Origin of the sequence: Granulicella mallensis MP5ACTX8, from assembly GCF_000178955.2 — a bacterium.
Classification (GTDB): Bacteria; Acidobacteriota; Terriglobia; order Terriglobales; family Acidobacteriaceae; genus Granulicella; species Granulicella mallensis.
In genome coordinates this window covers 4,015,477-4,028,192 of the sequence record NC_016631.1, presented here as the reverse complement: position 1 = coordinate 4,028,192, position 12,716 = coordinate 4,015,477, and the positions used below count along the sequence as shown (strand labels likewise).

7 protein-coding genes are annotated in these 12,716 nt (G+C 58.4%); 3 read left to right on the top strand and 4 right to left on the bottom strand.

Annotated features, from left to right (window positions below; all coding sequences use genetic code 11):
* Positions 1–77: 77 nt before the first annotated feature.
* Positions 78–1,334, bottom strand: coding sequence for an alkaline phosphatase family protein (locus ACIX8_RS15980; protein ID WP_263053372.1), 1,257 nt, complete (start codon positions 1,332–1,334; stop codon positions 78–80).
* A gap of 224 nt (positions 1,335–1,558) precedes the next feature.
* Positions 1,559–4,996, bottom strand: coding sequence for a TonB-dependent receptor (locus ACIX8_RS15975; RefSeq protein WP_014266403.1), 3,438 nt, complete (start codon positions 4,994–4,996; stop codon positions 1,559–1,561).
* Positions 4,997–5,281: 285 nt separating this feature from the next.
* On the opposite strand from ACIX8_RS15975, the gene ACIX8_RS15970 reads away from it, so the two are divergent.
* The gene (locus tag ACIX8_RS15970) at positions 5,282–6,745 is read left to right on the top strand and encodes a hypothetical protein (protein ID WP_014266402.1); all 1,464 of its coding nucleotides are present in this window, start codon (positions 5,282–5,284) and stop codon (positions 6,743–6,745) included.
* 70 nt (positions 6,746–6,815) lie between these two features.
* Here the strand turns inward: ACIX8_RS15970 and ACIX8_RS15965 are convergent, their stop codons facing one another.
* Both ACIX8_RS15965 and ACIX8_RS15960 read right to left on the bottom strand, forming a co-directional pair.
* Positions 6,816–7,904 carry an IS30 family transposase gene (locus ACIX8_RS15965; RefSeq protein WP_014263695.1) on the bottom strand — a complete coding sequence of 363 codons (1,089 nt, stop codon included), beginning with the start codon at positions 7,902–7,904 and terminating at the stop codon, positions 6,816–6,818.
* Positions 7,905–8,151: 247 nt separating this feature from the next.
* The gene (locus ACIX8_RS15960) at positions 8,152–9,447 is read right to left on the bottom strand and encodes a nucleotide disphospho-sugar-binding domain-containing protein (RefSeq protein WP_014266401.1); all 1,296 of its coding nucleotides are present in this window, start codon (positions 9,445–9,447) and stop codon (positions 8,152–8,154) included.
* 265 nt (positions 9,448–9,712) lie between these two features.
* On the opposite strand from ACIX8_RS15960, the gene ACIX8_RS15955 reads away from it, so the two are divergent.
* Both ACIX8_RS15955 and htpG read left to right on the top strand, forming a co-directional pair.
* A complete protein-coding gene (locus ACIX8_RS15955) occupies positions 9,713–10,594 on the top strand; it encodes an alpha/beta hydrolase (protein ID WP_014266400.1) in 882 nt (293 codons plus the stop codon).
* A gap of 213 nt (positions 10,595–10,807) precedes the next feature.
* Positions 10,808–12,673 carry a molecular chaperone HtpG gene (htpG, locus tag ACIX8_RS15950; RefSeq protein ID WP_014266399.1) on the top strand — a complete coding sequence of 622 codons (1,866 nt, stop codon included), beginning with the start codon at positions 10,808–10,810 and terminating at the stop codon, positions 12,671–12,673.
* The last annotated feature ends 43 nt before the right edge of the window (positions 12,674–12,716 follow it).

Below are 12,716 nucleotides of genomic sequence, written 5' to 3'. Positions count from 1 at the left end.
TTCTTGTTGTCATTCTCGCAGGGAATGACAACAAGAAAACAACAGCAAGAACTATAACGAATGAAAAACTCAAGACACTAGCGCAAAACACCGTCCAGCGCCGGCTCCTTCGCCTCGGGCATCTGCAGGCCGAGTATCCTCGCGATTGTTGGAGTTACCTGAAGATTGGTGACGGAATCCAGTTTGAGTCCGGGTTTGATCGCCGCTCCAGAGGCTACAAAGAGGGCCTGCATATCGGACATGGTATTCAGGTAGCCATGCTGACCACGAGGGGGATTCGTCTTCGTCAGCTCACCGCTGGTGTCGTCATCGAAGGAGTAATCCGGCGAGGCCGTGAGATAAAGCTGCGGTGCCTGATCGGTATCGGTGTCCGCTGGAATGCCGATCGACCGCGCCTCCTCATTCGTATAGACATGATCAACTCCCTGGATGCCTTCGAAGTAGGCCTTTAGCTTCGGTAGCAGCTCCGCGCGGCGGTTGGCATTGCGAATATAAACTCCGGCAGCGCCGCCTTCGGCTTTGACCCATACGTCTCCTGCATAATCCTTGTCCTGCTTGTGGAGGAGGTCTTGCTGAATGAGAGCTACGTTGGGGCTGAGGGTATGGGTATAGGTCGTGAACCCGTGATCGGAGAGGATAAAGAACGTAGTCCGATCGAGTACGCCTGCCTTGCGCACCGCCTCCACTACTCTGGTCAGGCAATGGTCGGCATAGGCATAGGCTGCATAGGCTGCGGGCGTGAGGGGAGCGTACTCATGCTGGATGGAATCCGTCTGCAGGAGATGGATCAGCATCAGGTTGGGTGTGTGCTTTTCGATGATGTCCACGGCTGCATCCGTCCAGATCTCGTCGCGCCAGGCGGGGCTGCTGCCCTCGTCGAATTGCTTCACCTGCTCAGGCGTAAGGAGGCCGCGGGCCACCAGATCCTGAGGGGTGGAGTCATGCATATCGGGACTCTCTCCGAACTGCCAGTTCACGCCCTTCGCGCCATAGATCGCAACCCAGTCGACCTGGCCCGTTGTAAGACCTTTTTCAGCAGCGGCTTCGTAGAGCGTGCGCGCGTGCACTAACTTCGCTTTGTCCGTCCAGGGCTCAACCTCTGGCGCGGTTCCATTCGCTGGAAACGTGAGCAGACCATTGACCATGACGAAGTGCCGGCTGGCGTTGACGCCGGTCACGATAGCGGTATGGTTGGGCCAGGTAACCGTAGGATTGATCGGCCGCATTCCTGTAGCGACGGCTCCGGAGGCCGCGAGGGCACGCAGCGTGGGCATCGGCAGGCGGGGATCCTGGAGCGCGCGTGCAGGGAAGCCATCGATCGTAACGACAACCACAATCGGTTTCTTTGCGTGAGAGCCGGACGTCGATTGTGCTGCGCTGGGCCTGGTGATGTGTCCAAAGAGAAGGGCACACAGAAGCAAACGGCAAAGAGGTTTCATCAAAACGGGGCTGGTCCTTTTTATCTGAGACGGGGATAAATATGAAGAGTATTCATGCTGCTGGCTGAGATCAATCGGCGGGGAGGGTTGCTGGAAGGCGACCCTCCCCGCCGGTTGGATTAGAACTGCAATTTCAAGCCGAACTGAAGCTGCCGGGGTTGGTTGTTCTGCGAGGTGATCTCGCCGAACGAGGCATCGTTTACGCCCGTATCCGGTCCAGCGAACTGGACATGATTGAAGGCATTGAACAGCTCTGTACGGAACTGTACTTTTAGACGATTGATCGTCGTAAAGTCCTTGATGAGAGACAGGTCCGTGCTGTTCAACCCTGGCGCGCGCAGGCTGCTATAGTACGCCGGTCCATTGCCCAGAGCGAAGGGGTTGGTGGCGTTGCCGGGCTGACTGAAGTCCGCCGTGTTGAAGTACTTGCTCAGACGCTGATGAATGCTGCCGTGGAGCGCCGCATTCTGGCCGTTGGTGTTGGCGTAGAGCGTCTGAAAGTCGAAGTTGGAGAGGTTATTGGTCGCAGAGATCTGAAGCGGTGTGCCTCCCTGCAAGGTTGTAATGCCATTCACCTGCCATCCGCCGGCGAAGACATCTCCCAGGCGCGACATGTTTCCGCCGAACGCCTTTCCGCGTCCGAAGGGCAGTTGGTAGATGTAGCTCATGATGAAGCGTTGATGGATGTCCTGCGAGCTGATCGCATAGTCAGCCATAGGATTGAAGCTGTCCTGATGGTTCGTTCCATTGTCGAAGTTCTTCGCCCACACATAAGAGCCCTGGAACTGCAGTCCCGAGGCCATACGCTTGGACAGGCGCAGTTGCAGGCCGTCGTACTGATCGTTGCCACCGGAGAGGAACAGCGGAAGAACACTCGTGTATTGCGAGTACTTCCTCAGCAGCTGCGCGCGATTGGTCGTCGGTCCGGTCAAGGCTCCGCTCGAGATGGCGCCGAAGTAAGGATTGGTTACGACGTCATTCAGGTGCGAGCCAAGAGCGAGGTCCGCCTGGGGAAGCTGATCGAAATCGATACCACCCTCACGGCTCTGCTGTTGCTTGCGGCCCCGGTTACCGACGTAGGCGATGTCGAAGGTCGTCTCATACGGCAGACTCTGTTCGACGTCCAGGTTCCACTGCACGACGTACGGTGTGGGAGTGTTCTGAATCGCGCCTTCGATCTGGCCGCCGACACCGGTCAGAAGTCCCTGCGAGGAGCCCGGCGGTGTCTGGAAGCCTTGCGGGAAGGGGTTGTCGAGTGTGTTGGAAGGGGTGATGCCATCGCTGTTGGCGGTGCTGATCCAGTTGTTTTGCACACGGAAGCCATACGGCCCGACCGTACCGGCCGCAGCCTGCGCGGACGGTCCGTAGACGATAGCTGCTCCGCCGTGAATGACGGTCGACTTCTGTGCCGTATAGGCGAATCCAAAGCGAGGTGCGAGGTTGTTGGTATCCATGTGGTACTGGTGACGGCTGACGCCATTGACACCCACGAAGACCAGTCCACCCTGCAGCCCTTGAACATTCGAGGACAGAGGAGAGGAGACGGTCGGATCGAAGTAGTTCATCCGATTGAAGCGTTCCGTGCGTGGGGTGTCGAGGTCATAGCGCAGGCCGAGGTTGAGCGTCAGCTTATTGGTGACACGCCAGTCGTCCTGTACGTACTCCGCCAGGTAGTAGCTCTGCGAGGCGTCGTCCTTGTAGGCCTGAATGAGATCGCCGGTACCGGTGCCGAGCAGCATCGAAGCCAGGCCGTTGCCGGCGTTCGCGCTCGCGGCGTTCGGGTTTGGTCCGCCGGTGAAGGTCGTGCCAAAGGTGAAGTTGCCGGAGCTGTCCGCGCTCTCATGGTCGTTCACGCGAATGAGCCGGCCATCGAAGCCGATCTTGATCGTGTGAGATCCACGCACCAGTGTGAGAGAGCCGGGAAGGCTGTAGGTCATAAAGGCGTTATGCCGGTTGCCGTTGTTGCCCAGGCCGACATAGCCAGCCGGAGAGAAGACAGGGAACAACGCGGTCGTGCCCACAGCTGCATTGAAGGAGGCAGGCAGGCCAAGCGTTGTGGCCTGGAAGCCGAGACTGTTGTTCAGGTAGTTGTAGAGCGTCCGGGCGAAGCCGAGGCGGACGTCCAGGATAGTGCGGGCATTGGGCGTTGCGGTGTAGCCCAGGGTGAGACCACGGTCGAAGTCCTGGTTGTTGATGAGTCCCTCTGCAACGGCATCCGCAGCGGGGAAGAGTGGGTTGGGGTTGTCCTGGTAGAAGCGATCGGAGTAGCGTCCGAAGATCCTCTGCTTGTCGCTGATCGTGTGATCGATGCGGATGTCCCAGGCATTGATCGCGTTAACGGTGCTGCCGGTCGCAAAGTAGTTATTCGCGTTAGTGACCGGGTCGCCCGGAACGTTGGGAAGCGGATAATACGCCAGCGCCTTTTGCGCGACCTGGCTCATCATCGACATGGGGATCTTGTTGCCCGCGAAGGGATCGCGGATAGAACCCGGTCCGTTGGGGTTGGCACGGGTCGTAAACGGGTTGTAGATCGTAATCAGTTGTTTATTGGCGCCAAAGGTCTGCGAGAAGTCTCCCGAACGCTGGGCCAGGGTGGGAACAGTTGCGGTCAGAGTGTTGAAGTCATCTTCGCGCAGCAGTTCGGTGGAGAGCAGGAAGAAGGTGCGGTTCTTGAAGATCGGTCCGGTAAGGGTGCCGCCGAACTGGTTACGTCGGAAGGGCGGCAGGGGAGTGCCGTGCTGCTTGGAGAAGTAGTTGTTGGCATCCAGATCGGAGTTGCGAATGAACTCGAACGCTGCCCCGTGAAATTGGTTCGTTCCCGACTTGAAGACCACGTTCAGAATGCCGTCGAGGCTGCGGCCGTATTCCGCGGGATAGTTCTGGGCCATGAGGCGGAACTCGCCGATAGCGTCCACCGAAGGAAAGATGCCGATGCCGGAGTTGCCGTTGACGGTGGGGAAGCCCGCCGGGGTTCCGTCGACGAGAACGTCTGTGTAGCCCTGGCGACCGCCGTCGACGGCGTAGCTCACTGCGTTGTAGTCGTTGCCGACTGAACCGGCGAAGCCGGGGGCGAGCTCGAGCAGGTCGTAAGGGTTGCGCGTGTTGAGGGGCAGACTCCGGATCGAGGTGCCGTTGACCTCATCGCTGACGACGGACGAGACCGTGTCCAGGTTGAAGACATCGGCATCGACGGTTACGGTCTGCTGTACCTGTCCGACCTTGAGCATGACATCCTGGCTCGCATGCTGTCCGAGATCGAGCCGGATTCCACGCTGATCGTAGCTTTCAAAACCTGCCGCCTGGATTTGCAGGGTGTAGGTACCGGGAGGGAGGTTGAGCAGCGAGTACTCTCCCTTGTCATTGGATGTTTGAACCGTGCGTGCATTCGTCGCGATGTTGGTTGCGGTGACGGTCGCACCGCCCAGGGTTGAACCTGCGCCGTCGCGTACGACTCCGAGAAGGCTGGCGCCCGTATCCTGCCCGAACATCGGGAAGGATAGCAACACCAGAACGAGCACGCTCAGGTAACGGAGCCATTTTAGACTTCTGTCTTTCATTGAAAGGTATCCTCCACTAGCCAGAAAAAAGATCATTGAGTTTCAGTTTGGGAACGTTAGCAAGGCGGAAGTCTCTCCGGTTCGCCCTTTTGAACCTAGCTGAGGCCTTTCGGAATCCTTCAGTGATTTCTCGGAGATTTCCTTTCGCTTCACTGGCGGCTGAAGAAAAGAAAGGGGTGTACCGAAGGCCGGAGCACCGCTAACCATCGGGGTGAAACGAAGGTGATTTACCGAAATGTAACCGTCAGGCGGGTACAGTAATGGAGGCGTAACTGAAGGAAAGTGATGACGAAGGAGATTTCTGCGGGGCTGCTGGAGGAAAACGGCGAAGGCGATAGATTGCCGGGAAAAGATCCTCGTTATCAACTGGTGGAGCGCATTCTCTCTACTCCGGATTTTGTCCGCTCTCCGCAGATCTCGAAGTTTCTCTCCTATATCTGTACAGCTACCTTCGAGAACCCAGGGCGGAATCTCAGCGAACAGCATATTGGGGTTGAGGTCTTCGGGCGCGAGCCTGACTACGACTCGGCGGCCGATACCATCGTTCGTTCTCATGCGTTTCGCCTGCGCCGCCGTCTCGAGCAGTACTTCCAGAAGGCCGGAAGAGGCGAATCCCTCCACCTTGTTATTCCCAAAGGAAGCTATATCCCCGTCTTCCTACCTGCTCCGGAGCAGCTTTCTCCCGTGGGTGCTGGTCTTGCCGGTGCCGGAGAGATTGGATCTGTAGCGGACGAGGTTGCGCTGGAGAGGTTCGAGGCTCAACCTCCCGTGGCGTTCAGGTCAGTCTCTGAACGGCCAGGCGGACCCCGGCTGGAGAGCGAAGTGGCAGGAAAGCCGATGGCTTCGTCTCCTCTCGGGTTCCTTCGTCAGACTCCGATTGTCTGGCGCTACCGTTTTCTGACCTTGTTTCTGGTGATCCTGTCCGCAGCCGTCAGTGTTGCGTTTACGCTGCATATGCGAACGCACTTTCAGCGCAATCGCCGGCACCTGCTTTGGTCCCGGCTCTTTACCGAGGACCGTCCCACCCAGATCGTGTTGGGTGATTCCGGCCTGGTTCTCTTTCATGCGGTGACGAAGCAGTACGTAAGCCTGCACGATTATCTGAGCAAGGACTACAGTAAGCAGCTCCCCTTCGTCGAACGCGTGGACCCAGCGTTTCGCGTGACTCCACAGTTTGCGGAGTTTCTGCTGGGGCGCCGCTACACCAGCATGGTCGACGCGACCACGCTCTCCCGCCTGGTACGTCTGCCCGAGGCCATTCCGGAACGGACGCTGATTCACTACAGCCGCGACATGCACATCGAGGATTTCAACTCCGACAACGTCATCATGATCGGAGCGCAGGAAGCTGTTCCATGGGTGGAACTCTTTGAGAAACACATGGACTTCGTCTTCAGCACGGACAATCCCGATAAGCATTCCAGTTTCCTCAATCGGAACCCGCAGGCCGAAGAGATCAAGGAGTACAGCTCCTACACTCCCGCGACGAGCACGAAGGTCTATGGCGTCATCGCCTTTCTGCCGAACCTGAGTGGCAATGGAAATGTGCTGATCGTCGAGGGGCTATCGATGGTTGGAACGGAGGCGGCTATCGATCTGGTCACCGAGGACGATCGGATCCTGCCCATGCTGGGGAATATCCGCAAGCCTGACGGATCGATTCCGCACTTCGAGATGTTGATCGAGAGCGACACGCTGGGCGAAGGCGCGGGGCCAGCGCGAGTGGTGGCTCTTCATTTGCACGAGTAAGTTTAGCCCCCGTCTTTGCTCTTGCTTTTCTGGTTGTCATTCCGAGCGCAGCGAGTGAAGCAGCTTGGATTCAAGCCCCAAGTGCAACATTTGTGAACATACCAGGATTTTGCCAGAACTCAACGAAGTCGAAGGCTCCTTCTGGGAGGAAGAGTTCAGCTGGAGCTCGTTTTCCGAGTGATTTTCGGATGCGAGCATTCATGAGCATGGCGATATCGTCGAGCTGCTGTTGTGAGAAGTGACCGAGGTCTTGTCCCTTGGGCAGGAACTGTCGGAGCAGGCCGTTGGTGTTTTCGTTGATGCCGCGCTCCCATGGCGAGTGGGGATGGGCGAAGTAGACCTCGATGCCAGTCTGCTGTTCCAGCCACTTGTGCTGGGCCATCTCTCGTCCCTGATCGTAGGTCATGGAACGGCGCATCTGGGAGGCGAAGCGGTTGAGGATGCGGGCGAAGCCTTCCGCGCAGGTCTTTGCCGAGCCGTCTTCGAGCTTGACCAGGGCGAGGAATAGCGTGGTTCGCTCCACCAGCACTCCGACGCGGGACTGGTTGAGTCTGCCCTTGATCAGGTCTCCTTCCCAGTGTCCCGGGACCAGGCGAAGCCCCACCTCCTCGGGCCGCTGGTCGATGAGCTTGATGGGGTCGATGAAGTGACGGCGGTTGGGGTCCACAGCGGCCTTGGAGCGCGATCTGCGGCTCATCCGGCGGCGGCGCAGCATCGTCATCACGCGGGCGCGGAGTTCTCCCCGTGGCATGGCGTAGAGCGCGGTGTAGATGGTCTCGTGCGACAGACGCACCGGATCGGGCATACGCCTGAGTGTGAACCCAACCTGCTCCGGACTCAAGCCCCGGCCAAGCTCGGCCACGACAAGGTCCCACACGAGGGTGCCTGGAACCAGTTTGCGCGCAACCCGCGGCATGCGCTGCAACCTTCGGGCACGTCGATCTGCCGTCACCGCAGAATAGCCTCCGGCGATAAACCGGCGACCGCCCTTCGGACTAGGCTGCGCAACGTGCCAGCCATTACGACCCATCTCCCGGGTGACCGTGGACCGCGCCCGTTGGAGGCCGGCGGCTATCGCCGCCGGCCTCCAACCCATCGATAACTGCGTCTGCAGAAGACAGCGCTCCTCCATAGAAAACTGCTTGTACGTTCGACCCATGCAACATCTTCCTCCTTAGAAAAGAAAATGTTGCACTTCCAGTTTGAATCCAAGCTGCTTCCTCCCGTTCTTTGTTCATGCCCCCCAAAGTGGCAGCAAGAACCGAAAAGCCTGGTGCTGCCGCGGAACATTTGCGACAGCATAGACGAAAAACGGGAGACAGCAGGTTCGCTCGCTGCGCTCGGAATGACAACCAGAAAAGCAAAGACAATAGCCCCTGGGAGGTATGATTTTGCTCCTTGGGAGCTTATATTCTCGCCATGTCCGCTTCAGACGCTGCAATCTTCGAGAGCACTTCGCTTTCGATGATCTCGCAGGCCCGCACGAGCGGGCGCTCGGAGGCGAAGTCACGCTTTAGCTGCAGTGCGCGCTCGCGATACGCGGGATCGTCCAGTACCTTGACGATCTGCTCGCGTAGATCTTCCGCCGTTAGCTGATCGAGAGCAATCACCTCTCCGGTCTGCGTGTACCGGATGCGTGCTGCTACTCCGGGCTGATCGTTCGTCACTGGGATGGCAACCATCGGTACGCCATAGGTCAACGACTCGAGGGCTGTGTTGAGTCCAGCGTGCGTAATGCATAGGGCAGCCCGCTCGAGAATCTCCGGCTGCGGCGCATACGGCACGACGATGGCGTTTGCAGGAAGCTCGCCCAGCTCTGTAGATGTAAGTACACCACCACCGAGTGAGAGTACCAACTGTGCGTCAAGCCCCACGCACGCTGCGACGATGGCGCGGAAGGCCCAGTCCAGACCATTCTGCAGCGTCCCCATGGAGGCATAGATCAATGGGCGTCCATCGAGCTGTCCCCAGGGGAACTGCAACGGCTGCCGGGCAGCGGCGTGCAGCAACGGACCCGCGTAATAAAAGCTCTCCGGCAGGTTCTTGCGCGGCAGATCGAAGGCCTGTGGCTGGTTGGCAATCTGTGCAAAAGGAGAGAAGCTGTCTTCGAGCACATCGTTGTATGGTTCGAGGTCCCAGAGGGCGCGTTGTGCGTTGTCGCATTCGCGCCACGGCGTAAAGGCTTGCGCAATCTGCTTCCAGCCTGCAGCGTTGCGGGTCTCTGCGGCGGCCGTCTCTTCATAGCCCCAGGGCAGGGTTGGAGGCGGAACACCGTCCTCGTGGTTCACCGCGAGGGCGTTCGCCAGTGAGGCGTAGAGCAGGCCGAGATGCTGGGCCACGGTTGCGCCGCCAGGAAAGAGTTGATCGATGACCAGGGCATCGATCTTTGCCTCTGTGATGGATTGCGGCAGCTCACGGAAACTCACCTGCGCCTGCACCAGCATGCGTTCCATAAAGTACTGGAAGCCTTCGATCCCTTTCAGCTTGCTGATCTTTTCAAAGATCAGCTTGAGCGTTCCTTCCGGATACTCCGTCAATCCATAGGGGACAAAGCCCAGCCCGAGCTCGGTGATCTTGCGAGCGTTGTCGATCATATTGAAGAAGACAGGCTCATGGCCGCGATCCTGCAGCGCCTTTGCCAGCGCCATGGTGGGGTTGAGATGTCCTGTTGCCGATAAACACAAGAAGCCTATACGTGCCAAAATTACCCTCCGGACGCAAGAATGAGCCCATCTTTAACTTACAGAACGTGAGTTAGCAAAACTTGTCAGAAGAATGTCACCGGCGTTATAGGAGCAGATAGAGTCGCTCTCTGCGTAGCGAGAGGGAAGCGCAAAATCAAATTCTCTTAACAGAGGAAAGACGTAATCGTGACATCTGATAACAGGGTCTCGATGGTCTGAGGAGATGAGGACAACTCGAACTTTCGCTTTACTCTCCTGCCTTTTGGTCTCTACGTTTGCTTCTATGGCCTTTGCACAGCATCCGCCCGTTCGTACCCTGGCGGATGAGGTTCCGCATGGAACCACGATTCTGCTCTGGCCGGAAGGTGCGCCGGGGGCAGCAGGAACACAGGAACAGGACAAGCCGCACCTGGAGTTCTTTGGTGCCTCTCCTGACGCGAAGCTGAAAGACGGATTGCACACGGCGGTGATCGTGTGCCCAGGGGGCGGGTATACCAACCTGTCCTATGACAAGGAAGGGACGCGGATCGCCGAGTGGCTGAACCTGCAGGGCATCTCGGCCTTTGTGCTCAGCTACAGGCTTTCGCCGCGCTACCAGTTTCCCGCGCCCTTGCTGGACGGGCAGCGCGCGATTCGCTGGGTGCGAAGCCATGCCGCCGAGTATGCCATTGCGCCCGACCGGATCGGTCTCTGGGGATTTTCGGCGGGTGGTCATCTGGTCGGAATGCTGGGGACACACTTCGATGCAGGCAATGCCTCGGCAACCGACCCGGTGGAACGCGTGAGCGATCGTGCAGACTTTGCGATCAGCGCCTATGGCGCGCTGACAACCGACCCATCCGTGGTAAAGCCGGACCCCTCGGGTCCGATGGGGCCGCATCCCCCGGCGGCGATGTTGGAGGCTGTCTCACCGGAGAAGCATGTGACAGCGCAGACACCGCCATTTTTCCTCTATGCGACTGGAACCGATCAGCGTGTGCCGGTCCTTTCGAGCGTGGTGTTCTATACCGCGCTGCAGAAGGCTGGTGTGCCTGCGGAACTGCACATCTTCGAGCAGGGCCCGCATGGAACAGCACTGGCGCAGAGCTACCCGGCCCTGTCGGAGTGGACGTCACAGTTGACCAACTGGCTGCGGCTGCACGGTTGGCTGCAACCTCAGAAGTAGCTGCATGGACGACGATGCCGGCGAGGAATCTCCTTCGCCGGCATCGTCCATTCCGCGATACGAAAGTCCCGACGTGCGATGCGACGGATGGATGACACGGAACGCAGAGCACTGCAACAATTGAGACAAGGAACATCCCATTCCTGAAGAGAAGAGTTACAACCTTCTGTGTGATGGGAGACCTTTATCTCTTATTTATAGTGGTAAGTACCTATGTCGAAACGCGAATTTCAGACCGAAGTCAGTCAACTGCTGCAACTCATCATCCACTCGCTCTACTCTCATCCAGAGATCTTCCTGCGCGAGCTCATCTCCAACTCCTCTGATGCCCTGGATAAGCTTCGCCACCTGACCCTGACCGATGACGCCTTCAAGGGCCTTGCCTTCGATCCGCGGATCGACCTGGAGCTCGACGAAGCGAACAAGACTCTCACGATTGCCGATACCGGCATCGGCATGAATGAAGAGGACCTGGTCGCGCACCTCGGCACCATCGCGCGCTCCGGCACCAAGAACTTCCTCTCCCAGCTCTCCGGCGATGCCAAGAGAGACTCGAACCTCATCGGGCAGTTCGGAGTCGGATTCTACAGCGCCTTCATGGTCGCCGACCGCGTAGAGGTCGTCTCCCGCAAGGCGGGCGAAGAACTGGCGTGGCGCTGGACCAGCGACGGAAAGACGGGCTTCGATATCGAGCCTGCGGAACGCCTGGTCGCCGGCACCACCGTCACACTCCACTTCAACGAAGAAGGCGAGCAGTACGCCAATAGCTGGCGTCTGCAGGAGGTCGTGAAGAAGTACTCCAACCACATCGCCTTCCCGATCTTTCTTACCTACGACAAGAGCGAGTGGAACGACGCCGAGAAGAAGTCGGAGAAGACCCACACGACCGAACAGGTCAACGCGGCCAGCGCTCTCTGGCGCCGTCCTAAGAACGAGCTCACCGAGACGGACTACAAGGAACTCTACAAGTCCATCTCCGGTGATTGGGAAGACCCTCTCTTCTGGTTCCATACCAAGGCGGAGGGCAGCCTCGACTACACAACGCTCTTCTACATACCCGCCAAGGCTCCGCTCGATCTCTACCAGGCGGAATACAAGACGGGCGTAAAACTCTACGTCAAACGCGTCTTCATCATGGACGACGCCAAGGAGCTTCTGCCGTCGTACCTGCGCTTCGTTCGCGGCATCATCGACAGCGAAGATCTTCCCCTCAACGTCAGCCGCGAGATCCTGCAGCAGAATCGCGTGCTCACCAGCATCCGCACGGCCAGCGTGAAGAAGATTCTTTCGGAGCTGAAGAACATCGCAGCCAACCAGCCCGAGCAGTATCTGAAGTTCATTGCTGAGTACAATCGTCCCCTCAAGGAAGGTTTGTACAGCGACTTCGCAAACCGCGAGACGCTGCTCGACCTGATTCGCTTCAAGTCCACGAAGGTGGAAGGCCTCACCAGTCTTGCTGATGTGAAGTCGCGCATGAAGGAAGGGCAGAAGAGTCTCTACTACATCACCGGTGGCGCCGAGTCCCTGCTGCGCACCTCGCCGCTGCTTGAGATCTATAAGAAGAAGGATCTCGAAGTCCTCATCCTGGATGACGACATTGACGAGATTGTCTTCTCGGGAGTCGAGAAGTACGGCGACATCGATCTCAAGGCCGTGAACAAGGCCTCTACCAGCGAGGATCTGCAGGATGAGGCTGAGCCTGACAAGGCCGAGACCCTCAAGCCCCTGCTCGACAAGCTGAAGGCCACGCTCGGAGATCGGGTGAAAGAGGTGAGGGCCTCGGTGCGGTTGGCGGATAGTCCTTCCTGCATCGTCTCAGACGAGGCGGAGCCCTCCATGAAGATGCAGCAGATGCTGCGCGCCATGGGGCAAAAGGATATTCCTGCCCTGAAGCCCACTCTTGAGATCAACCCCGATCACGAGATCGTCAAGAAGCTGCTGGCGCGTCCTGACGATGTTACGACTGAGGACGCCGCATGGCTGCTCTTCGATCAGGCTCTTCTGATGGAAGGAGTGCCGCTGCCGGACCCTGCCCTCTTCGTGCAGCGCCTCAACCGCATCCTTAACCTTTCCATCTAGCCCGTTTCTCGCCGGCTGCGTATTCGCACGCAGCCGGCGGGAT